This is a genomic window from Paenibacillus vietnamensis (genome assembly GCF_020169515.1).
Classification (GTDB): domain Bacteria; phylum Bacillota; class Bacilli; order Paenibacillales; family Paenibacillaceae; genus Pristimantibacillus; species Pristimantibacillus vietnamensis.
This window is the reverse complement of record NZ_JAHMHW010000021.1, coordinates 26,923-49,713: the sequence shown is the minus strand read 5'-3', so window position 1 is coordinate 49,713 and position 22,791 is coordinate 26,923. Positions and strand designations below refer to the sequence as shown.

17 protein-coding genes, 1 other RNA gene and 1 pseudogene are annotated in these 22,791 nt (G+C 51.9%); 3 read left to right on the top strand and 16 right to left on the bottom strand.

The genetic code is table 11. From position 1 onward, the window contains the following. Positions 1 to 68: 68 nt before the first annotated feature. The 4 genes from KP806_RS24275 to KP806_RS24260 all read right to left on the bottom strand — a co-directional run bounded on the left by KP806_RS24275 (position 69) and on the right by KP806_RS24260 (position 7,607). A complete protein-coding gene (locus KP806_RS24275) occupies positions 69 to 4,217 on the bottom strand; it encodes a TIGR02680 family protein (RefSeq protein ID WP_224726341.1) in 4,149 nt (1,382 codons plus the stop codon). Next, positions 4,214 to 5,455: a TIGR02678 family protein gene (locus KP806_RS24270; RefSeq protein ID WP_224726340.1), complete on the bottom strand. Its 1,242-nt coding sequence runs from the start codon at positions 5,453 to 5,455 to the stop codon at positions 4,214 to 4,216. The genes KP806_RS24275 and KP806_RS24270 overlap by 4 nt, the downstream gene beginning before the upstream one ends. After that, positions 5,448 to 6,899 (bottom strand): TIGR02677 family protein, encoded by a 1,452-nt coding sequence (locus tag KP806_RS24265; RefSeq protein ID WP_263575866.1) that lies wholly within the window; start codon positions 6,897 to 6,899, stop codon positions 5,448 to 5,450. The genes KP806_RS24270 and KP806_RS24265 overlap by 8 nt, the downstream gene beginning before the upstream one ends. A 120-nt stretch (positions 6,900 to 7,019) precedes the next feature. Beyond that, the gene (locus KP806_RS24260; protein ID WP_224726339.1) at positions 7,020 to 7,607 is read right to left on the bottom strand and encodes a hypothetical protein; all 588 of its coding nucleotides are present in this window, start codon (positions 7,605 to 7,607) and stop codon (positions 7,020 to 7,022) included. 542 nt (positions 7,608 to 8,149) lie between these two features. On the opposite strand from KP806_RS24260, the gene KP806_RS24255 reads away from it, so the two are divergent. From KP806_RS24255 to KP806_RS28035, 3 genes and pseudogenes are all read left to right on the top strand, one after another. Beyond that, on the top strand, positions 8,150 to 8,698 hold the full coding sequence (locus tag KP806_RS24255) for a hypothetical protein (protein WP_224726338.1): 549 nt from the start codon (positions 8,150 to 8,152) through the stop codon (positions 8,696 to 8,698). A gap of 481 nt (positions 8,699 to 9,179) precedes the next feature. Further along, entirely contained in the window at positions 9,180 to 9,317 is a 138-nt protein-coding gene (locus KP806_RS24250) for a hypothetical protein (protein ID WP_224726337.1), read from the top strand. A gap of 81 nt (positions 9,318 to 9,398) precedes the next feature. Next, positions 9,399 to 9,479 (top strand): annotated as a pseudogene (locus KP806_RS28035) (S-layer homology domain-containing protein); the annotation flags it as partial. A gap of 595 nt (positions 9,480 to 10,074) precedes the next feature. Here the strand turns inward: KP806_RS28035 and KP806_RS24240 are convergent. The 12 genes from KP806_RS24240 to KP806_RS24185 form a co-directional block, all read right to left on the bottom strand. Next, positions 10,075 to 10,815, bottom strand: coding sequence for a hypothetical protein (locus tag KP806_RS24240; protein WP_224726336.1), 741 nt, complete (start codon positions 10,813 to 10,815; stop codon positions 10,075 to 10,077). Beyond that, entirely contained in the window at positions 10,816 to 11,022 is a 207-nt protein-coding gene (locus tag KP806_RS24235) for a hypothetical protein (RefSeq protein WP_224726335.1), read from the bottom strand. Between the two features lie 390 nt (positions 11,023 to 11,412). Beyond that, positions 11,413 to 11,778: a transfer-messenger RNA gene (ssrA, locus tag KP806_RS24230) on the bottom strand. A 241-nt stretch (positions 11,779 to 12,019) separates the two neighbouring features. After that, the gene (smpB, locus tag KP806_RS24225; RefSeq protein ID WP_224726334.1) at positions 12,020 to 12,502 is read right to left on the bottom strand and encodes an SsrA-binding protein SmpB; all 483 of its coding nucleotides are present in this window, start codon (positions 12,500 to 12,502) and stop codon (positions 12,020 to 12,022) included. Positions 12,503 to 13,042: 540 nt separating this feature from the next. Further along, positions 13,043 to 13,243, bottom strand: a complete 201-nt coding sequence (locus KP806_RS24220; protein ID WP_028609190.1) for a cold-shock protein — start codon at positions 13,241 to 13,243, stop codon at positions 13,043 to 13,045. A 256-nt stretch (positions 13,244 to 13,499) separates the two neighbouring features. Continuing rightward, positions 13,500 to 16,472: a ribonuclease R gene (gene rnr / locus KP806_RS24215; RefSeq protein ID WP_224726361.1), complete on the bottom strand. Its 2,973-nt coding sequence runs from the start codon at positions 16,470 to 16,472 to the stop codon at positions 13,500 to 13,502. A 169-nt stretch (positions 16,473 to 16,641) separates the two neighbouring features. Further along, complete coding sequence (gene secG, locus KP806_RS24210; protein ID WP_224726333.1) at positions 16,642 to 16,878, bottom strand: preprotein translocase subunit SecG; 237 nt, start codon at positions 16,876 to 16,878, stop codon at positions 16,642 to 16,644. A gap of 102 nt (positions 16,879 to 16,980) precedes the next feature. Beyond that, entirely contained in the window at positions 16,981 to 17,745 is a 765-nt protein-coding gene (locus tag KP806_RS24205; RefSeq protein ID WP_224726332.1) for a sugar phosphate isomerase/epimerase family protein, read from the bottom strand. Positions 17,746 to 17,898: 153 nt separating this feature from the next. Further along, positions 17,899 to 19,191 carry a phosphopyruvate hydratase gene (eno, locus tag KP806_RS24200; RefSeq protein WP_224726331.1) on the bottom strand — a complete coding sequence of 431 codons (1,293 nt, stop codon included), beginning with the start codon at positions 19,189 to 19,191 and terminating at the stop codon, positions 17,899 to 17,901. 43 nt (positions 19,192 to 19,234) lie between these two features. After that, complete coding sequence (gpmI, locus tag KP806_RS24195) at positions 19,235 to 20,776, bottom strand: 2,3-bisphosphoglycerate-independent phosphoglycerate mutase (protein WP_224726330.1); 1,542 nt, start codon at positions 20,774 to 20,776, stop codon at positions 19,235 to 19,237. A 1-nt stretch (position 20,777) separates the two neighbouring features. Next, positions 20,778 to 21,536 (bottom strand): triose-phosphate isomerase, encoded by a 759-nt coding sequence (tpiA, locus tag KP806_RS24190; protein ID WP_224726329.1) that lies wholly within the window; start codon positions 21,534 to 21,536, stop codon positions 20,778 to 20,780. 39 nt (positions 21,537 to 21,575) lie between these two features. After that, positions 21,576 to 22,760 (bottom strand): phosphoglycerate kinase, encoded by a 1,185-nt coding sequence (locus KP806_RS24185; RefSeq protein WP_224726328.1) that lies wholly within the window; start codon positions 22,758 to 22,760, stop codon positions 21,576 to 21,578. Positions 22,761 to 22,791: the final 31 nt, after the last annotated feature.

Here is a 22,791-nt window from a genome sequence, read left to right as displayed (position 1 = left end):
CGCGAGCAGCTTCAAAAAACGCTCAAACCCGGGCTGCCTAAAATAGCTCCGAATCGCTTCCGTTTCCCTCACGGCTGGGCGGCACCTCCATGGCCGGCAACCGGCTCCAGACGTCTTCCATCCCAACGGTAACGCAGCACCGTCACATAGTTGGCATCCTTGGGTCTGTAAATTTCGCAGATGCCAAGCTTAGGAACCGTATCGTAACAGCCCCAAAGCACTTGGGAAGTCATCATAAAGTCGAAATCCATCTCCGTCAGCAAGCCGAACAGGTCGCGAATATTCTCATCGTCGACTCCGGCGAAGGCTTCGTCGAGGGAAATGATTTTTGGCGCGTCAGGACTCGCATCTGCATAACGCGAATAGGTAGCGGCAAACAGAGGAATGTACATCGACATTGCTTTCTCGCCGCCGCTCAGCACGTTGAATCTCGCATCCGTCAGCTCGCGATATTGCGCTTCATCGCCTTTCTTGTACCGCAGAGCGAATTGGAACCATGAGCGATAATCAAGCATCTCGTAAATATGTTTGCGCAGCGCCTCCCTTTCATCGGCCGCTCCTTGCTTGGCCCATTGGACGCGGGATCGGAAATGTCCGACGAGCCGCTCAACTTCGTCATCACGCAGCAAATGCGCGTCCCGTCGCAATAGATCCACCAGCTCGTCACTGTTTAATTCAGTTTCCGACTGCGCCGCTTTTGGCAGCCAATGCAACTGGAGCTTCAAACCGCTCGACGTGTCCCGCTCTGCCATCAGCCTGTTCATCGTTTTCAACCACAGCTCGGCACGTTGAATGCGTTGGCGAATCGACTTGCCCACGCTCCGCAGAATAATTTCTTCAAACAACTCACGATCCTTCTCGCTAAGCAAGTTTTCCTGCTCCGTCAGAATATCGACCATCTCTGCAAGCAATACAGCCGGCTTCTGAGGCCGAGTGCGATCCCGCATGGATAGCAGCGTAATTCTCCCCGACTCGCTAATATCAGCCTCCAGCACATATTCGGCCAGCAAATGCTTAGAGGCGTTGAAATAATCCTGAAGCACGCCGCTTAGCCTTTCCTTGTTGGAACGGGATACGGCGGATTCGAGCTTGGTAACGATTGACTTGCATACAGCAAGCCAATCCGCAGCCGCATCGCCATCCGGCTCCATTTCCTCTGCTTCGGGAACGAGCCGCAGCCCCCACTCCGTAAGGAAATAACGTTTCCTCCGTTCCAGATGATCATCCGACGATTGCTCTCGCTCGGCCAGACTCGACTGCCGCTCGCGCAGAACGGCAATGCGGGCAGCCATCTCCATTAACTCCTTCGCAAGCCGGTCCCGTTCCTTCACCAGCTCCTGACGCCGCGTCTTTAAAGAGCTGATACGCTCATATAAATCACTGATTCCAAGCTCGTCCATCAGCTTGCGCAGCTGCTCCGCCTTCACCCGCAGCGAATATTGTTTATCGAACAACTCATCGCGCAGCTCCTCTTCCGTCTCGGCCAATTCGGCTTGCTCTTTCGCGTCTGCTTCGTAACGTTTTGCTTCCTCGCTCCGCTGCTTGTATTCCCGCCAATCCGAGTGCAATTGTGAAATTGCCTCCATATAACCGCCGATAGCTTGTCTTGCCTCCTGAAGATCGCGAAGCGATTTGAGACGCGACCATCCGGCCGTCATCGCAAGGAACGCCTGCTTCAATTCCGCCCATAATAGCTGCTTGGCTCTGAGCTGATCGGCAAGCCTGTTCTCTTGCTCCAGCAGCAGCTTGAAGCGTGTAGAAGCTTCATATTGCTCGGACCATGACCGTCGAAGCGCCGCAAAGGATTCATCCTGATTCGGAAACCGGGACAGCTCCAGCTGAATGGACTGAATGGCCTCTTCCAGCTCGGCAATGCGCTCGCTAAGCTCTGCCATGCTGCCCTCACGAAGCGTGATCTCCTGATTTAATCTGGATATTTCGGACTGCTTATACTGCTTCCGTGCTTCCTTCCCGATGAACTGCACTCGATGCAGGCTCGGATCGATTTTGCCAAAGACCGATCCAAACTGATAATAGTCTGTACCGACGACCATTGCCGTCCGATCTTGCGATAGCAGCTCTGAATCAAATCCTTCCCCCCAAGCAAATGAACGGAGAACCGCTTCTATCTGTTGTTCGGACAACCCGGATTCTGCTGACGGCATCGGCTTCAAAACATCCGCGAGGGTATATCCCCATTCTATCGGCTGCGGCACGATCCAGACGTCTTCATCCTTATCGCCGACAGCTCCGATTTGACCGTCCGGACGAATCCAGGCGTCCAGCAGACCGTTCCCCAGAAGAGCAAGCTCGACGCTTGACCGCTGCTCGGCCCCTATATGCGCGTAAAAATCACATACTTCGTAGAGCGGAGCACCCTGCTTCGGTCCGTATTCGCTTCGCGTCCGCTCTCGGGCTTGACTGCGTGCAGGTTCAGGCTCGCGGTTCTGCTCCCACGTCAGCTTCTCTGCGGCAAGCGCCTCCCGCTCCGCCTTCAGCTGCTTTACCTGCTGATCCAGTTCCAGCTTGGCCGCGATAATTTCCTGACGGTTGCGATCGGCCTCTATTCGCACAGGCTCCAACACCGTCTCCACATTCTGCCGATCATAAGATAAAGCGCTGCTCGCTTCGAACATCGCCTGTACCGCAGCCTCGCCCAGCCTTAGCTGAACCAGCGACTGCTTCCAGGTCAGCAAATGCTCCTTCCACACATACAAAGCGGACTCGGACGCTTCCTCTTTCTTACGCATCGCATGCTCCGCTTGATCGCGTTCGGAACGCATCGCGCCGAGCTGTTTGTCATACTCGGCAACCATTTGTCCGGCTTCCCGTTCCTGTTCCGCGAGCCGAATGGCTTCACCAACCGAGCTGCGATGCGCTTCCACGTCTCTCCGCCAGGCGGCTAGAAACGAGGCGTCATCAGGCGGCTCCGGACTCCAGTACCTTGAATACACGCCATGATGAACAAACTCCATATCCCCGGCCAGCTGTTCCAGCTCCGACAGGCCCTCCTCCTGCTGTCCTAAGAGCTCGGCCTGCAGCTTTCTCGCCTTATCCGCCGCGAGCTCCGCCGTCTCCTGGCTGCGCAGCGCAGCAGTCAGCCGTTTCTGAGCCTGCTCGACATAAAGCGCCGTCTCTTTCAACGATTGCTCCGCCTGATCAAGCTCATGCTGCTTTTCCATGGCCTCGCTGCGCCCGAGCAGCTCCAGCTCTGTCTCTGTTGAAACCGTCTGTTCCTGGTTCCTTGCTTGCGCCTCCTCGACGTCCATCCTGTCTTGTACTGCGCTTTGCAGCTCTTTGGACAATCCGGACAGCTGGCGGCTCACTTCTTGTCGTTCGGCATGAGCTGTCAGCAGCTGCTCCCCGCTTTGATAGAGCAAATAACGATTATACTGCTCATAGCTGCGATTCAGCTTCTCGAGTTCTGACCGGTGCAGCTTAAGCTCTTCCAATCGATCGGCCAGCTGATCCATATCCTCCATCACTTCCGATAGCGGACGCAGCTCCTCCTCGTGCAGCGGCGGCAGCGCTCGAACTAAAATTTCGTAAATGGCCGTTGGTTTTACATCTTTTGAAAGCTTTGGGCTGCGAAGCTGAATCAGCAGGTTCAGCAAGTCGATATATGCCTCTTTATCGTAAAATCCGAATAAGGAACGGTTTACCAGATCGCGGTAGCCTCTCTGTTCCTGAACAACCTGCCCGCCTGCGCCAATTGCCCCTTCCAGCCCTTTGCGATCCAGCGGGTACTTGCCTTGGCCTTCCGATTCCAGCACACGGTCATACAGCCAGAAATCATGATTTATTCGACGGCCGTCCTCCAGCACGAATCCCCAAAAGCCGATTTGAGACGCCCCGCGCCGCGCTCGCAATCCAATGCCTATCGTCTTGTATATGTTTTTGGCCGGATGATAAAATTCGAGCCACAAATAACCGGTCCGGTCCGTATGCTCCTCTTTGTCGCCGAGCAAATAAAATTCAATCTTGCGGTCCTTCGAGCCAAAAGGATCAAGACGATTCGGATGCTTGTCCCCGTCCAGCACAAGCGGAATAAAGCTTTGCATCGTTACCGATTTGCCCGCGCCGTTCGTTCCGCGCAGCACGAGCCGCCCATCCTCAAGCTCGAACTCCTCGTCCTCGTAAAACCAGAAATTAAGAATGCCCGCCCTGTTCATTTGCCAGCGGTCTCGCTTTTGTTCCTCCAGAGGCCAGTCAGTCATGCCGTTCCTCCCTCTCCTTCATCCCATGAATAATCCGCGGTCCACCGGGAGACGACTGCCGACACGACAAATCGCTCGCTGCCCTCGCTTCCTTCAGCCCAATACCCCAAGTTCCAATCCATCATATGCGCCGCCAGCCCGTTCGCCAGCTCGGCCAAACTCATTCCCCGATGTTCTTTGCTCCAGTATTCCCCGTGTTTCTGCTTCAACATATACAATAGCCCCTCGACATCCGTTCTGGTCAGCTCTATGGTCCCTTGCTCCGTCACATGCCAATCGCCGATCCTTCTCCGCAGTTCCCCCGCGAATAGAAGAACAAGATCTGAAATACCTGCCGCCGTAGGAAACAAGCTGCATTCACCGCTAAGCTCCGGATAAAAAAAGAAAAGACCTTCCCGATAGCGGCTTCCCTCCATGCCGAACATAAACTGCATCTGGTCCATCAACGTTCGCCGCTGCGTCTGTACATAATACAGCTCGTCCGCGCTCCATTGCTGATCTGCGACCACCGGCTCCAGCAGCAAACGCCGGTAAATACGATGCCGGCGCTTGCGCAATTCGCCATCGATTGTCTCCGGATATATAATTTGCTCATTAAAATCATCTAAGCTGCCATAAGCTTTCAGCTCTTTCGGAAAATGACGCAGCACATACCTGGCTGACGGTGAACATTCATACAGCACGTTTTTCGTACGACTGTCGTGCGCCCAATCCGCCTCTTCCCCGTCAATATGACGTAGGACGCCGAGCTGTCGAAGCTTTTTGAGCGCCCGTACCATGGATAAACGGTGCTGATAATTTTCCCAGTCCATTACGAGGCCCCATGCGACAAGCTGCTCGCCGACTTGCTCAACAATGTCGGTCAGTACGAATTGATCCAGCTCCGTCTTGGATTCCAGAAACCATAGCGAATACGTAAACAAGGCATAGTCACGCGGCTCCCGGAATTCAGTGAACCCCATCCATGGCGCTGCCATCACAGGCGCTTTATCCAGCTTGGCCATCGTCCGCGTCAGAATAAGCGAAAAACCTGTAAACTCGGTGAACCAATCCCGCAGCTCCGTATATTGATCCCGAATCGCATAGAACAGCTCCGGGTCTCCTTCTTTCGTAATCCAATGTCGATTCAACAGCGTGTGTGCGCAGGTCCGGCGCCGTTCGTTCCAGTGCTCCGCATCCGCTCCCCGGTTAGCGCGCATGCGGCGAAGCGCATAGGATGTCGTTCCCCCTCTAGCCATGAATCGTTTCTCCTCCAGCTACTTCTATCATGTAGTTACGCATCGTTAGATTCCCATCCTCGCTGCGAAGCACAGCGTCAAGCTCTTGGTTCGGGATCGTTAACGAAATGCGATACCCGTCAGCCGTTATGAAAGTCCTCGATGCGGTTGCCGTACACCGTCCGATCCACTGGAGCAGCCGCATCCGCTCTTTCGACTTTAGTACAGGCAGCTCGGCGATCTGAACTTTTCCTAGTTCCTCCATCTTCTCGACGAAAGCCCTTTCCTCTTCGAACTGCAGCAGCAATTGCTCCCTGTATGCTTCCCGTTTGACCGAATAAGTTCGCATCGGCTCCGAGGCCGATTTGCTCGAACGCTTTCGGCTGCGCGTCCGGATGAGTCGCACATTCGGCATCTCGTCCCAGGTTGAGGCATCGGCCCGTTCCGTACTGCGTTCATCCTGACCCTGTAAATGCCGGCTTGGGAACAGGCCGAACACATACGCGGCAAGCTTATGTGCTTCTTCCAGATTGTCCAGCTGAGCAAATTTGCGGCCAAGCGCCTCCAAATCGTTACGCCTGCTCATGCCTCCCCGCCGCCGTTCCTGCAGCCGGACCGCGCTGCGGACAACCTTTGCAATTGCTTCTTTGGTCGCCCTTTCAAGCAGTGTCAGCTCGCTGAACTCCTGCTCGTCTCCGATAAACCATCTTTTCAGGTTATTCCAGCCCTGATGGAGCTCCACCCGCAGCTCTTCCGGCGATTTCCCTTCTTCCAGGCGCGGCTTCGCAATCTCATCCTCCAGCACTTTGTCCAAATAGACCTCTCGCAAGCCGTCTCCAATTCTCTGTAACTGGCCTTCTATTTTATAGGCGCCGCTCTGCAGTCCTTTAACGAAATGCTGCAAGTAGTTCACCAAATTATCCTTTAAAGCGAGGAAGCCTTCTGTGGCCATCATCTCTTCAGCCTGAATGGAATGGATGCTGGCAATGAAATCCGCCGCATTCTCGTGCATCGTTTTGAACGCCTCATAGAGCTTTTCCCAATTCCGAATCGCCTCTCCCGGTGCAAACTCCATCGCTCTTAGCCGCACCTCGTGAATACACGACGTAATCGTATCGAAATACGTTGTCTCCAGCGAGCCTCCATATCCTTTAACCTTCTCCAGCGACTCAAGCATCCTCTCGATCTCGATGGCATAGGGCGTCAGCAAGTACTGGCTCTTCTTCCGCATATACTCTTCTACTGATAACGCTCGTCCTCCATCGTGACGCGAGGCCAGATTGCCCCATCCCTTCAGGCTTTCCAAGTCGGACAAGCACTGTTCCAGTGTATAGCTTTCGAGAACTCCCCATGCATGCACGCCTTCATAAACTTCCTCCGGCCTTAACCAATATTTCAAACGCTGATATTCCGTATAAATGAACTTCATAACCGCACGGTAACGAGCAACATTTATGGCAGTCAAATAACTAAGCTCCGGGACTGCTCGCATACCCGCAGGTGTAATAATTGGGTCCAATCTTTATCACTCCTTTGACAATTTATTTTAGCATATAAATTATTATGTAAGATTGATCCTCAGATTTTACCTCTTACGCACTGCTTGTTCCACCAATAATCTTGCGGTTTGGATCACTCGTTCTTTAGGTGCGAGAAAAGAATCCGGGTAAGATAATTCCATTGTTGTTCCCTTCATCAGATCCCAATAAGTCACCATTTGAATATCCGGCAGCGAGTCGTTTATTACAAACGATTCTACTAACGTTTTAAAGATCGGCAGCCATCTTTCGGCTTCTTCTACTTTTCCGTATTCTATAAAAATAAGCCTTTTTTCTTTCGGTGCGAAACAATAAGAAAAAGGAATATAAACCTCACGATTACCTACCAAATCTTTCGGCATAACAATGCGATTTTTCAGCCACTCCAATTCATCAAAAAACTGCTCTCCATAGTGATATTCGGCAAGTTCAAAAAACTTTTGAAGAAAACCTTTCGTTAAAGCATAAGCATATTCACGATTGGCATAACGCGTATGCCCCTGCGAATCTCGCGTCTGAAAAATAATTTCAAGCTGCTTTCCGGTTTCGGATATAGCTTTGGCAAAGTTCACCTTCCCTTGACTGACACCCCCATAGTAAGCCCGATAAAAATGAAATAACGACGGACACTTCATTACGCATCTTCCCTTCAGGTCGCCAAATGGCTCTTGGTTGCTTTAAGAGTATCCATAAATTGTGTTCTTTTACAATAGCAACCGTATTCCCCCATTCAAGTAGTAACAGTTAATGATTGATTTCATTGTTAGGGAACGACCGTTCTAGTATAATAATTAGAAACAACTGGCTCTTTAAGGGCTGCTTGTGGTGAAGAGATGGAATCACAAAATAAAGCACAGAATCTTGTGAACCCCTCAGATGATGATATACATCAGGATATATTAGTTGAGGTCGGTCAACTTCTCCAGCTAAATAGTGAAACCATTCGACGGGAGCGGTTCATCAAAGGTGTGTTCTGCCCACATTGTTTGCATGAGTCCGGGAAAATGATATGTAGTTATGTACGTATGGATTCGTTAATAGAACTGACTGGCAGCGATATCAATGTCGACAATGTGGACGTATATTTAGCGATCTAACTCGTACTCTCTTCCATAGAAGCCGAAATATTCAAAAGTGGCCGCTATTCATTCAACTAGTTCTAGTAGACAGGCTTCCAATGAAACAAATTTCCGCTCAATTAGAACTTCATATAAACACCATCTATGCATGGAATAAGAAACTTTCATCATTCTTCGAACTTTACTTACCAAATAAGCAATTTCAAACTTTTGAACAAACATCCCATGACTATGCAACCATAGAAGTAAAATGCTCAAATCAGGAAGAAACTTTACGTAATAGTACAAATCAATCCCAACATTTACCATACAAGGATAACATTACCTTGATTCCAGTACTCGTTGCTGTTAATCGTGAGAATCCGAGTCATATTCATTTTGTGTCAGGGGATCATCTAGCAGTTGATAATAAAACTGAGCCAGAGAAATCAGCCGCTTTAATTAAAGTAATTAGTGAGTTTCGAGATTATTTAGCGAACAAACGCAGAATTACTGCTCCAAAACTTAATCAGTACTTGACATATTTTCGAATGCTCAAGCTTATTCAAGCAATAAATCCTGCCATTTTACCTTCTGAATTGTTTAAACTTTGCCTTGATAAGGGAAATTTATCACGTTCGAAAAGACTCTTAAAAAGATTAATCTGAGTTTTTACGATCAATCATTAATTGTGGGTTAAATTATCCTCATTATTGAACCAAAAAACTATGAGTGACTTTCGCCCGGTCAAACTCAAGTGACTATATAAGCACCATTGCAGAACGAGAAGAATAATGTCCGAAAAACAGCCTCGGCCCAATACATTATTCCCCTTCCTCTTACGAAGAGTAGGCTTATTAAGTGGTGTTCGAAAAATGACCGCCGCTAAATTCGACTCGTCAGGTAAAAAGACCCCTTTCAACATACGAACAAAACAACTATGGAGAACCACCCCATGGAACGCTGTCAGCGACGTTGCCGGAATACGGAGAGGAGAGTAACAGAAGGCACCAGCCAATAAGCCTGCTATATCGTTCTGAGATCTTGCCGAGACGCATTAGGTCAACCGCAAAAGGTCAACTACTCCTCATTTTACAATGTCAAAGTGACCGATTGGTACAGCCCTTCATAGAAGCAATGAAGGACTACATGACCAGTTATCGGACTGTCGATGAGCAGTACATCTTCAATCCGACCGCACCTGCATTGCGGGAAGACATTACGGTCGCCCTAGTCAAGCTGAAAGGCTACGATGGTTGCCCGGCTGTCCAACCGCTCGATTATTGAAGCGATGTTCCGCAATTGTGCGGGCATCTCGGAATCAGCCAAGGACTACGTAGCTGTTGCGGTGGAGAATGGGCTCGATGAGGCTATCAGGATGAAACCTTCCATCCGCAGGCATCCGTGACCCGTGCAGAAGCAGCAACGCTGCTGTGGCGTGCCTACTAGTTTTGCAATAACAACAAAGGAGTAGGCGGTGAATGCAATACCACAACCCCTACGCCGCCTGTCACACAACCGGGACAAGCCGCTAAATTTATCGATACCTTGTGGTTGGGGGCGTCGGCTACAGCGATGTAGATGGACCTGTACGCACAGCACGGATCAACAAGGTCGAAAGCATGATTGTCGATAAGCGCAACAACATCTACTTTCTGGACTGCCTAAACAAAAAGATTCGCAGGCATGCCCAGCTGATTATCAACAGACAGATCAATCTTGTGCCTCTTCTTTGCCGGAATTGGCTGATTTGTTTACAACAAGTTGAAATAGCTTTTTGAATAAATATTGCATTCTTTAGCTGAGTGACGTTACAAAATGGAGATTTTCAGGACACATGATTTACAGCAGTTGCTTGACATACAGAAAAGGGATGCCCGCTGTGACGGTCATCCCTGATTTTTGCGGGGTTTATGCGATACTGAGAAAAAATGTGTGTTTTTAACTCAAACAATGCCCAACCGAGTTACAATATTCTCAACAGGCAGATATATGGCTCCTGCACTCAGAATTCTAAAAACCGTCGCCATAAGGTACGATATTCTTACTGCAACAGAAATGCATTCCTTCCTCTTAACTCCAACTCATCCAGATACCCTAACAGCATTCGAAAACGGGAATTAGGATACTCCATCAGCATTCGATAATCCTTGGTCGTCAAATCAGGATTTCTTAATCGGATGGCTTGCAGCCTATTCATTTCCACCAAATCATACTGTGTTTGATAAATCATGAATTTGGACATATAATTGCCAATGGACAGTTCGGACAAATTCTCTCTGCCATTCCAAGTATACAACTTAATTTGGCTCTGGAATCGCTCCACATTGTTTCCTTGAGATAGAAAGCGATAGATAAGGTCGCTCTTGATTCGCACAGCATCCGACTGTCCCATATAGCTTTGCTCCATTAAGAATACTACGATCCCCAGAAAGGTGTCGATGATTTGCAAAGGGATAGATTCATGGGATTTTTCGGACTCAACTGATGTGATTTTGTACCTTTTGTTCCTGTAAACAGAGTGGGCATTCATCTGTTCCTTGATTTTGGAATGCAGCCCAAGTGCATCATATTCATCATTGTGATCAATTCTAATCTCGATGTCCATTTGATTGGTGAGTCCGCGAGTAATACCATAGAATAGCCGCTCCGGTATTTTAATGTAGAACAGACTCCTTAACTCCATAGTCGTTAAATCGAGTTGTTGGGCGATGGATTGGGCTTCCGTGTTGTTGACTACGAGGAGATTAATATTGATTTCTTCGTTAATAATATAATTAAGCACCTAGAAGTACTTCTCTACATGCTTGTCATGATTGTACTCGCGAAAATGCAATTCGCTTCTGGTTCCCAATTTCTCAAAGATGCCTTGAACGGAGCGAACTATTCCCGTCATAACTTGCTCGCTGCCACCATATGCTCCATAATATGAATACATCTTGTCGGGCTGATCGATCTTATTGGCTTCATCAAAATAGATTCTGTATCTCATGCTACACATCCTGTATTCATCATTGATTATGTACTGTTTATATAATGTAAATCCTCGCTTGACTTTCGGCTACCTACATAATATTATGATTATACAGAAATACTACGGTTGAGTATAGCTTTCTCAGCTTCAATAGCAGAGCTGGCTATACTCTTAAAAAAACCCTTCTCAGCCTCGTTGGCAGAGCTGGGTTTTTTGTTTTTTCGGGCACGTTCAGCCACTCAATGCATTCCCTCTCTATCCACTGCCCCACCACAACGTACACCATCCGAGATTCATCGGATTTATGGCCACGAACGCCGCAAACCCAAAAACGACGCCATTTTCTAACCGCCATGTATACCGACAACGCAAAAAAGACACCTGACACGGTGTCTCCTCTGATAGGTTTGGTGGAGGCGAGGGGATTTGAACCCCTGTCCGAAGACCACGCCACACAGGCTTCTACGGGTGTAGTCACAGTTTTGATGTCACCAAGGCCGACGCCCCGTAACCGGCTTCGTCCAAGGTCAGCCTGATTATCTTCTTCCGTCGACCCCAGGCGGAGACCGAACGGCGTATCCCACTACATGTTAGCCCCTAGTCTAGTCACATGGGCGATGCTAGGTAGGAGCACGCTCACAGGTTATTAAGCTGCGAAAGCGTAAGTTGGTTGTTGTTTGCCATTTAATTGGCTTTAGCGTTGATGAAGCAGACGACTCCCTGCTACCCGCAACCCGCGCTCGTCCAATCCCCGTCGAATCCATAAACGCCCCCATTTTCGCATAAACGGTTAGCTGCCGTAAAGACACCGACGTTTAGCACAAAATGAAGCTTTAAGGATTAAGGAGCGGCATCCTGCAAATGCATCCATTCGTCAGGCCGTTCCGATTGACTTGCACGATTGCTTATTACATTGTGTTGCCTTTGCTACTGCTTTAGTATAACACGAATTTGAATCCATGTGCATATTAGTTACTGGCAGCGATGGCAGCTGTCATCCATGGTTACCAATCGGTTAACGGACGACTTTCTGTTTCTCCCTTAATGCACGCTGGATATCGCGCTGAGCGTCACGTTTTGCCGCGGTATCACGCTTATCGTACTGCTTCTTGCCTTTGCCAAGACCAAGCAGCAGCTTTGCGTAGCCGTTGCGGACGTAAATCTTTAGTGGCACAATCGCATAACCCTCCTGCTTCGAAAGACCGAGCAGCTTGTGAATCTGTTCCTTATGGAGGAGCAGCTTGCGCGCTCTGGTCGGATCCGACGGGTTGTGAATATTCCCTTGCTCGAACGGGCTGATATGCATATTGTGAATGAAAATCTCACCGTTGCGGATCGTAGCAAAAGCGTCGCTAATGTTCGCCCTGCCGTTTCTCAACGATTTGATTTCCGTACCCATTAGCACCATGCCTGCTTCGAAAGTATCCTCGATGAAATAGTCATGGGAAGCTTTCTTATTCTGGGCAAGCTGCTTGCCGTCGCTTTTCTTACTGCCCATGCCGGTCACCTCGACTTTACTTCGCTGGAATGTTCATTTAAAGCGTTCAGAAACTTATTGTATCAAATTTTACAGATGGAAATCAAGAAGTGCTGCAGAAGACGGAACGGGATAAGCTAAGTCGGGATATGGGAGACTCACTGTAAGAGCAGTCTAGAATGTACTTTGTACATCAATAAGTTAAGCTGGTTGGTCGATTGAATGCTCTGCTGCATTTCTTGCAGCAGAATATGGTGAGATTATGGGATTAGAGCAGCAAATCCGTATTTAACCCACGTTTTGAATGCAAAAAATACAGTGGATGTGCTCCGAATACACCGGATGTCAGCTTTTAGCTGCATTTTGTACAGCAGATAAGCGAAAGCGTCATTCACCTGGGCAAGTTCCTCGTGAGCAAGAAAAACAAGCTACCACAACGGTCGAGCGACCGCCAACATGCAGCGAAATACCGCGTGCTGGGAGCTGCGGCACGTTTGCCGGTCACAAAAAAACCGCCGCAGCCGAAACGGCTGCAGCGGTTTAATCAACGTTAGTAAGCTATTACAGCTTTACAACGTTTTCTGCTTGTGGTCCACGGTTGCCTTGAACAACGTTGAACTCAACGCGTTGGCCTTCTTCAAGAGTTTTGAAGCCTTCGCCAGTGATTGCGGAGAAGTGTACGAATACATCGTTGCCGCCTTCAACTTCGATAAAGCCAAAACCTTTCTCAGCGTTGAACCATTTAACTGTACCTTGTTGCATGTGTAAAAACCTCCAAAAAATTAAAATTAATATGCGCCTGTTTCGTCTTTAAACAAAAAATTCACACATTGGAAAGGGTTTCATGACTATAATGACACCCTTTTCAATATGTGAATTCAGGTTCATATTATCGATTGCCTTGAGTGTACTATACCGGGAATTAAAAAGCAAGTGACAAGCTTAAATATATTTTCCCATTTTGCCCAAATCACGGCGGCCGCTTCCGGATGAACCGCTGCAGCCGCCGATTCGTCATTTACTTCCGTTTCTTGCGGACAAAAGCCGCTGTTGTGTTGCCTCCGTCTCCACCTCCGCCTTTCTTCTTCCGCTTCTTCTTCCCTGAGCCGCCCTCGCCGTTTCCAGCGCCCGGCGCCTCGGTCTGCCGCTCGCCCGTGAACACGCCGCTCTGCGACGTCTTCTTCCGCTTCGCGCCGCCGCTGCCGCCGTTCCGGCGATTACCGCCGCCGCCAAAGCCGCGGCCTTCACCGCCCGCCCCGCCGCTCCCGCGGATGGGCAGGCCCCACATATCCGTGCGCGGCCCGCTGCCGCCGCCGCGCGGAGCATCCGCGCCAGGAGGCCGCTCAGCGCGCTCCTGCCAAAACTCGAGCTCCGCCGCTCCGCCGTCGGCTGCGCCAGCAGCTCCGCCGGCTTCCACCGCGCCGGCTCCGTCCACCCCGCGACCGCGCTTCTTGCCGCCGCGGTCCCGGATCGGGGCATCGAGGCGCCACGGGTTCCCCTGCTCCACGATGCCGAAGTCCTCGAGCGGCGCGCCGCCCTGCCAGCCTCCGCGGTCCCTGCCGCGCCGGCCCTGGCCGCGCCCGCCGCCGGCAGACGCTCCAGCTCCGCCTCGCTCGCTGCCGCCCTTGCCGCGCCCGCCGCCGTCAGGCGCCCCTGCGCCGCCTCGCTCACTGCCGCGACCGCCGCCCGCGGCCGCTCCGGCGCCGCCCTTGCGTCCGCCCGCCGTACCGCGCTCGCCGCCTGCCGCACCGCGCTCGCCGCCGAAGCGGCCGCGCTTCTTGCCGCCGCGGGAGCCGCCGCCAAAGCCGCCGTCGACTACGCCTTTATAGCCGCTTCGCGGCTTCATGTCGACCATCTCGAAATCGATCGTATGCTCGGTCATGCTGACGCCCGATACGCGCACCTTCACCTCGTCGCCGATCCGGTACACCTTGGACGTCCGCTCGCCGACAAGAATCATATGCTGCTCGTGGAAATGGTAGTAGTCGTCCGTCAAATCGCTCAGGCGGATCAAGCCCTCGACCGAATTGTCGAGCTCAATGAACATGCCGAAGCTCGTTACGCTGCTGATGATGCCTTCGAACTCCTCGCCCACCTTATCGAGCATGAATTCGCATTTCTTCAGCTGTTCTGTGTCGCGCTCGGCATCGACCGCCACCCTCTCGCGTTCGGAGGAATGCTGGGCGATGTCCGACATCCGGGAAGCGAGATACTCATGACGGGCCTCCGTCAGCTGTCCTCCGCCTTCGATCACCTCGCGGATGATGCGGTGAATGACCAGGTCGGGATAACGGCGGATCGGCGATGTGAAGTGTGAATAAAATTCCGCGGCCAGGCCGAAGTGGCCGAGGCTTTCCGCGTCGTACTTCGCCTGCTTCATCGAACGAAGCATTACCGTCGAAATGACCGTTGCTTCCTTCGTGCCCTGAATCTCCTCCAGCAGCGTCTGAAGCGCGCGCGGATGCACCGTATTGCCCTTGCCCTTCACGACATAGCCGAAGTTGGCTGCGAACCGGATAAAGTTCAGCAGCTTCTCCTGATCCGGATCTTCATGAATCCGGTACAGGAACGGCACGCGCAGCCAGTGAAAATGCTCCGCGACCGTCTCGTTCGCCGCCAGCATAAACTCCTCGATGATCTGCTCGGCAATCGAACGCTCGCGCTTAATAATGTCCACCGCTTTGCCGTTCTCGTCGACGATCACCTTCGACTCCTGGAAGTCAAAATCGATGGCGCCGCGCTTCATTCGCTGCGAACGAAGGCGATTCGCGAGCACCTCCATCAAGCCGAACATGTCAAGCAGGCCGGCATAACGCTCCTTCAGCTCCGTCTGCGGCTCTTCTTCCGTTGCCGTCAATATTTTCCGCACGTTCGTATAAGTCATACGCTCCACCGTACGGATCACACTCGTAAAAACATCATGACGCACGCGCTTCAGCGTCTTCGCGTCAAATTCCATCTCGCAGGATAACGTCAGACGGTCCACCCGCGGATTCAGCGAGCAGATGCCGTTCGATAAACGGTGCGGCAGCATCGGAATAACCCGGTCGACCAAATACACGCTGCATCCCCGGCGGAAAGCCTCCTGATCAAGAGCGGAATTTTCCGACACGTAATAGCCGACATCCGCAATATGTACGCCCAGCAAAAAGTTGCCGTTCTCCAGCCGTTTCACATGTACCGCGTCGTCCAGGTCCTTCGCGTCTTCTCCGTCGATCGTCACGATGACCTCGCCGCGCAGATCGCGCCGGCCCTGCTGGACAATCTCTTCGTCCGTAATCGAATCGGGAGCCGCCTCCGCCGCGGCCATCACGTCCTCCGGAAACCCTTCCGGAAGCTGATGCTTCCGGATGATCGACAGAATGTCTACGCCCGGGTCGTTTTTGTGCCCCAATATTTCGATGATCTCGCCTTCGGCGGCCGAACGGCCCTCCGGATACGTGATGATTTTTACGACGACCTTCTGGCCCGACACGGCCCCTTTGTATCCGCCCTGAGGAATAAAAATATCCCGGTTGATCCGTTTGTCGTCCGGCACGACGAAAGCATAAGCCTCGTGGTCCTCGAAGGTTCCGACGATCTGAGTGACCGCGCGCTCTACAATCCGGAACACCTCGCCCTCCATGCGCCCCCCGTGCTCGCTTCTCGACGTTACACGGACAAGGATCGTATCTCCGTTCATGGCGCTTTTGAGGTCATTGGCGTGCAAATAGACATCCGGGTGATCCTTTTCCTCCGGAATCAGGAAGCCGAAGCCTTTGGCATGCGATTGGAGCCGACCGCGCACCAGGTTCATCCGCTCCGGCACTCCGTAGTGCTCGCTTGGGGTGCGGATGATTTTCCCCTCGTCCTCCAGCTTGTTCAGAAGCTTTAAGAATTGCTTGAATTCCGCGGCGTCCTCGATGCCGAAATGTTTCTCAAGCTCCTGATATTTCATCGGCTTATATGCCTTCTCGCGCATAAAATCAAGCAGTTCCTGCTCGTCCATTATCATTGTCGCTATTTCTCCTCATGCGCCCGCCGTCCCTAGCTACCCTGCGGCAGGTTGATAGATTACTCATATACAATGTAGTATACACGAAATGGAAGCCGGCCAACCGTATTATTGCCGAAAATACAAAAAAAGCGGGGATATCCCCGCTTTCCGCGTGATTAATCAATTATTGTTGGACGAAATAGGAAACCACCAACGCCAAAACGAAAAAGCCTACTGCAAGAGCCACCGTCAAACGCTGCAGGAACAGGTCAAGACCGCGTGCTTTCTGCTTGCCGAACAAGTGCTCCGCTCCGCCCGTAATGGCTCCGGACAAGCCTGCGCTCTTCCCTTTCTGCAAAAGTACGACAGCGATTAGGCCCACTGAAAATAATACAAGCAAGATCTTCAAAAAGATTTCCATTCATTCCACCTCCAGCACAGGAGTTCCATAAAAACACGTAAATAGATTGTACCACAGCTGGATATGGATTACAATAGGACAGGCTTCCGGCGGCGGCAAACGCTAATAGCCCCGCTCCTTGAAAAAACGGAGGTTATTTTCCGCGCTCTTGAGCGAGCTCTCTTCAAACGCTTCCTGCTCGGTGAAGACATACTTGACGCCGGCTGGCTCCAGCGCTTCCAGTATCCTCTCGTAACCGACCTCGCCTTTGCCGATTTCGACGTCCATGCGCCCCTTCCTAAAATCGTTAAAATGCACGAGCGGAACACGGCCTTTGTATTTGTCCAAATACTCAAGGGGATCATACCCCGCCAGGAACAGCCAGCCGAGGTCGAACTGCACCGTCATCAGATCGGCCGGCACCCGCTCCAGCAGATGCTCGATGACCGGCTTTTTTGCGACCAGCTTGAACTCAAAATCATGCGTATGATAGCTATACTGCAAGCCCGCGTCATTCACCTGTCTGCCGCATTTCGTCAGCACGCCGGTCAAATATTTCACGTCATCCATCGTCGGCTTAACGGGCAGCGGAGCCCAAGGCGTCACGATATAGGAAATGCCGATTTCCTTCGCGAACGCGATCTGCCCCGCAAAGTCCGATTCCATATGCTTCGTATCGCTGAAATTAAGCGGGACATGCGCGGAGGCGGCTTCGAGCTTCAGCTCCTCCAGCTTGCTTTTCAGCTCGCACGACGGCGTCTTGAAGAAGCCCGTGAACTCTGCCGCTTTGTAGCCCATTTCCGCCGCCTTCTTCAGCGTCCCGAGAAAATCGATCTCCGTCTGGTCCCGAAGCGAATACATTTGAATCCCTATGACCGGCTTTGCCAAAGCGGCCCCTCCTCCAACAAAAATTGTTTGCCTATGAATAATGTCCGCCGCGGCCTGCATGGCTATCCGTCCTCGCACGACTCCGACAAAAAAAGGCATGCCCGCGAAGGGCATGCCTCTCCAGATAAGCCGCAGGGCTAATGCCCCATCGCCTTACTTGAAGCTTTTCAGGTTGTAGAATGCTTTTTTGCCGCCGTATTGAGCTGTCGAACCAAGCTGGTCCTCGATGCGGAGCAATTGGTTGTATTTTGCTACGCGGTCCGTACGGGACGGAGCGCCTGTTTTGATTTGGCCGGCGTTCGTAGCAACTGCGATGTCAGCGATCGTGCTGTCTTCGCTTTCGCCGGAACGGTGGGAGATAACCGCTGTGTAGCCTGCGCGTTTCGCCATTTCGATCGCATCAAATGTTTCAGTAAGCGTACCGATTTGGTTAACTTTAACAAGGATCGAGTTGCCTACGCCTTTCTCGATACCGTCGGACAGACGCTCTGTGTTCGTTACGAACAGATCGTCGCCAACGAGCTGTACTTTGCTTCCAAGCTTATCGGTAAGCAATTTCCAGCCGTCCCAGTCGTCTTCGGAGCAGCCGTCTTCGATCGATACGATCGGGTATTTGTCAACCCACGATGCAAGAAGGTCAACGAACTCAGCGGATGTGAAGGATTTGCCTTCGCCCGCAAGCACGTATTTGCCGTCTTTGAAGAACTCGGTGGAAGCAACGTCCATGCCCAGGAATACGTCAACGCCCGGCTTGTAGCCTGCGCGCTCGATTGCCGAGATGATTGTCGTGATTGCTTCTTCGTTCGAACCAAGGTTAGGAGCGAAGCCGCCTTCGTCGCCAACAGCCGTGTTAAGGCCTTTGTCGTGCAATACAGCTTTCAGGTTGTGGAAAATTTCAGCGCCGATACGAAGCGCTTCTTTGAAGCTTTCTGCACCGACAGGAAGAACCATAAATTCTTGAACGTCGATGTTGTTGTCAGCGTGCTCGCCGCCGTTGATGATGTTCATCATTGGAACCGGCAGAGTTTTAGCGTTGAAGCCGCCAAGGTAAGTGTACAAAGGCACGTCAAGCGCGTCAGCTGCAGCGCGGGCTACTGCCATCGAAACGGCAAGAATCGCGTTAGCGCCAAGCTTTGCTTTGTTAGGAGTGCCGTCAAGCTCGATCATTTTGCGGTCGATCGCTACTTGGTCAAGAGCGTCAAGGCCGATAATTTCAGGAGCGATTTCCGTGTTTACATTTTCAACGGCTTTCAGAACGCCTTTGCCGAGGTAACGGGATCTGTCGCCGTCGCGAAGCTCAACAGCCTCGTAAGCGCCTGTGGAAGCGCCGGACGGAACGATGGCGCGGCCTTTGCCGCCGGACTCCAGGGATACTTCTACTTCTACAGTCGGATTCCCGCGGGAATCGAGCACTTCGCGTGCGTATACGTCAACGATAATAGACATGGGGAAAACACTCCTTTTATTGGTTTATGGATGATGCATTTACTTATTTCTTGTTGATTAAGCTTACGCCCGTCATCTCTTCCGGTTTAGCCAGTTCGATCAAGTCGAGGAACGTCGGCGCAATATCGGCAAGGATGCCTCCCTCGCGCAGCGTCTCGCCCGTTCTCGTCACAATAAGCGGAACGGGATTTGTCGTATGCGCGGTAAACGGACGGCCGTTCTCATCGAACACCATATCCGCGTTTCCGTGGTCAGCTGTAATAATGCACACGCCGCCTTTAGCCAGAACCGCTTCTACAACCTTGCCAAGACACTCGTCCGTCGCTTCGACCGCTTTGATCGTCGGTTCCAGCATGCCGGAGTGACCGACCATATCCGGGTTCGCGAAGTTCAGGATGACCGCGTCATGCTTATCCGACTCGATCTCGCGCACGGTCGATTCCGCAAGCTCATACGCGCTCATCTCCGGCTTCAGGTCATAAGTCGCAACCTTAGGCGAATTGATCAGCACGCGGGTTTCGCCCGGCAGCTCATGATCGCGTCCGCCGCTGAAGAAAAACGTCACGTGCGGATATTTTTCCGTCTCGGCTGTACGAAGCTGAGTCTTGTTGTTTTGCGCTAGAACTTCGCCAAGCGTATTGTCGAGATTTTTCGGTGAATACGCGACGAAACCGCCAACCGTCTCGCTGAACAGTGTCAGGCAAACGAAATACAGGTTGACAGGACGGCCTTCACCACGGTCGAAGCCGCGGAAATCTTCGTTCGTGAACACCTGCGATAATTGAATCGCACGGTCGGGACGGAAGTTGAAGAAAATAACCGCGTCCTCGGACTCCACGAGCCCGGCCGGCTTGTTCTCCCCATCCACGATAACCGTTGGCATAACGAATTCATCATAAACCGATTTTTCATAGGATTCAACTACCGCCTGGATCGGATCGACATATTGCGGTCCTTCGCCGTACACCATCGCGCGGTAGGACTTTTCAGTGCGCTCCCAGCGCTTGTCGCGGTCCATCGCATAATAACGGCCTTGAACCGTCGCGATGCGGCCAATGCCGACTTCTTCGATCTTCGCTTGAAGCTGCTCCAGATAACCTTTAGCGCTGTCCGGGGACACGTCGCGTCCGTCGAGAAAGGCATGGATGTATACTTCTTCAAGTTCTTCCTTCTTCGCCAGATCTAGCAGCGCAAACAAATGCGCGATATGGCTGTGTACACCGCCGTCGGAAAGCAGCCCGTACAAATGCAGCTTTTTGTTGTTCGCTTTCACATGGCGCACGGCGCCCAGCAGCGTCTCGTTTTCGAAAAATTCACGGTCGCGGATCGACTTGCTGATGCGGGTCAGATCCTGATAGACGATTCTGCCGGCGCCGATATTCAAATGGCCAACCTCGGAGTTGCCCATTTGGCCTTCCGGCAGACCGACCGCTTCGCCGGCCGCCGTCAGCGTCGTGTGCGGATAAGTCGACCAGTAGCGGTCGTAATTCGGCTTCTTAGCTTGAGCGACGGCGTTACCCGTCACATCGTCGCGCAAGCCGAAGCCGTCAAGAATAATTAAGGCAACCGGTTTCGGAGCAGCCATCTTACTTGGCCCCCTCGACCAGAGCGATATAGGAAGCAGGCTCAAGGCTTGCACCGCCGACAAGGGCGCCGTCGATGTCAGCTTGGCCCATGTACTCGGCTACGTTGTTGGGCTTTACGCTGCCGCCGTATTGGATGCGGACCGCATCGGCCGTCGCTTGGTCGTAAAGACCCGCAACTACGCCGCGGATGTAACCGATAACGTCCTGCGCATCTTCGGAAGTAGACGATTTGCCTGTTCCAATCGCCCAGATCGGCTCGTATGCGATAACGACTTCAGCCGCTTGCTCAGCGGAAAGTCCTTGGAACGCCGCTTTCGTTTGTACCGTGCAGACGTCCTTCGTTTGCCCCGCTTCGCGCTCTTCCAGCTTCTCGCCTACGCAGACGATCGGCAGAAGACCGTGCTTGAACGCTGCGTGAACCTTTTTGTTCACGATTTCGTCCGATTCCGCGAAGTAAGCGCGGCGCTCGGAGTGGCCGATAATGACGTATTTTACGCCGAGATCCTTCAGCATTACGCCGCTGATTTCGCCCGTGAACGCACCGTTGTCCTCAAAATGCACGTTTTGTGCGCCGATCGCGATCGTTGTTCCTTTAGCCGCTTCGACAAGAGCCGGAAGCGTTGTGTAAGGAGCGCAGATTACGCTCTCCACGCCGGCAACCTCAGCTTTGCCTTTTACTTCGGAGAAAAAGGATACCGCTTCGGAAACGGTTTTGAACATTTTCCAGTTACCTGCAATGATTGGTGTTCTTTTGCTCATACGTATACCCTCCTATATTGCTTAGTCTCGTATTTGCTTTTATTTATCGTTTAGAGCCACTACGCCAGGAAGCTGTTTGCCTTCCATGAATTCCAGGGAAGCGCCGCCGCCTGTCGAGATGAAGTCCATTTTCTCCGCCAGGCCGAATTTTTCAGCAGCCGCCGCCGAATCGCCGCCGCCGATAACCGTATAGCCGCTCGTTTCAGCACAAGCAAGTGCAACGGCTTGCGTGCCGTGGGAGAATGGCTCGATTTCGAATACGCCCATTGGTCCGTTCCAAACGACAAGCTTGGAGTTTTTAATGGCGTCAGCATAAAGCTCACGAGTTTTCGGACCGATGTCGATGCCTTCCCATTCCGCAGGGATGCTGTCAACGTCAACGATTTGCGTGTTCGCGTTCGCGCTGAAGTCGTCCGTAACTACGATATCCACTGGAAGAAGGAAGTTTTTGCCGAGCTTTTTCGCTTTCTCGATGAACTCCAAAGCAAGATCCAGCTTGCTGTTGTCCAGGAGCGATTTGCCGATTTCATGGCCTTGAGCTTTGAAGAACGTATACGACAGGCCGCCGCCGATGATGATGTTGTCGGCAATTTCAAGCATTTTGTCGATAACCGCGATTTTATCTTTTACCTTCGAACCGCCTACGATCGCCGTGAAAGGACGCTCAGGGTTGTTAAGCGCTTTGCCCAAAACATCAAGCTCTCTCTCCATCAGAAGGCCGGATACGGCCGGGAGCAGATGAGCGATGCCTTCTGTCGAAGCGTGAGCGCGGTGAGCGGCGCCGAACGCGTCGTTCACGAACAGGTCGGCAAGCTTGGCGAATTCCTTAGCCAATTCCGGATCGTTTTTCTCTTCGCCTTCGTAGAAGCGCACGTTCTCAAGCAAAAGCACATCGCCGTTGTTCAGAGCCGCTACTTGGGCTTCTACGGCCGCTCCGATCGCTTCGTCAGCTTTAGTCACCGGCTTGCCCAGAAGCTCGGAGAGACGCGCTGCGGAAGCCGTATGGCGAAGCTCTTCCACCACTTGACCGTTAGGACGGCCCAGATGGCTGGCCAAAATAACTTTAGCGCCTTTTTCGATCAGGAAATTGATCGTAGGAAGCGTTTCACGGATCCGCTTGTCATCGGTAATTTGGCCGTTTTCGAGCGGCACGTTAAAGTCAACACGTACAAATACCCGCTTGCCGGCAAGCTCTGCCACATCGCGTACACTTTTTTTGTTCATGGTAAAAAACCTCCCGGATTTATATTCAAAA

What these genes read in the sequence shown, in the direction of transcription:
- KP806_RS24275 (WP_224726341.1), bottom strand. Translation starts at nt 4,217, where the DNA reads ATGACTGACTGGCCTCTGGAGGAACAAAAGCGAGACCGCTGGCAAATG.
- KP806_RS24270 (WP_224726340.1), bottom strand. Translation starts at nt 5,455, where the DNA reads ATGGCTAGAGGGGGAACGACATCCTATGCGCTTCGCCGCATGCGCGCT.
- KP806_RS24260 (WP_224726339.1), bottom strand. Translation starts at nt 7,607, where the DNA reads ATGAAGTGTCCGTCGTTATTTCATTTTTATCGGGCTTACTATGGGGGT.
- KP806_RS24255 (WP_224726338.1), top strand. Translation starts at nt 8,150, where the DNA reads ATGAAACAAATTTCCGCTCAATTAGAACTTCATATAAACACCATCTAT.
- KP806_RS24250 (WP_224726337.1), top strand. Translation starts at nt 9,180, where the DNA reads ATGACCAGTTATCGGACTGTCGATGAGCAGTACATCTTCAATCCGACC.
- KP806_RS24235 (WP_224726335.1), bottom strand. Translation starts at nt 11,022, where the DNA reads ATGAGATACAGAATCTATTTTGATGAAGCCAATAAGATCGATCAGCCC.
- smpB (WP_224726334.1), bottom strand. Translation starts at nt 12,502, where the DNA reads ATGGGCAGTAAGAAAAGCGACGGCAAGCAGCTTGCCCAGAATAAGAAA.
- KP806_RS24220 (WP_028609190.1), bottom strand. Translation starts at nt 13,243, where the DNA reads ATGCAACAAGGTACAGTTAAATGGTTCAACGCTGAGAAAGGTTTTGGC.
- secG (WP_224726333.1), bottom strand. Translation starts at nt 16,878, where the DNA reads ATGGAAATCTTTTTGAAGATCTTGCTTGTATTATTTTCAGTGGGCCTA.
- eno (WP_224726331.1), bottom strand. Translation starts at nt 19,191, where the DNA reads ATGTCTATTATCGTTGACGTATACGCACGCGAAGTGCTCGATTCCCGC.
- gpmI (WP_224726330.1), bottom strand. Translation starts at nt 20,776, where the DNA reads ATGGCTGCTCCGAAACCGGTTGCCTTAATTATTCTTGACGGCTTCGGC.
- tpiA (WP_224726329.1), bottom strand. Translation starts at nt 21,536, where the DNA reads ATGAGCAAAAGAACACCAATCATTGCAGGTAACTGGAAAATGTTCAAA.
- KP806_RS24185 (WP_224726328.1), bottom strand. Translation starts at nt 22,760, where the DNA reads ATGAACAAAAAAAGTGTACGCGATGTGGCAGAGCTTGCCGGCAAGCGG.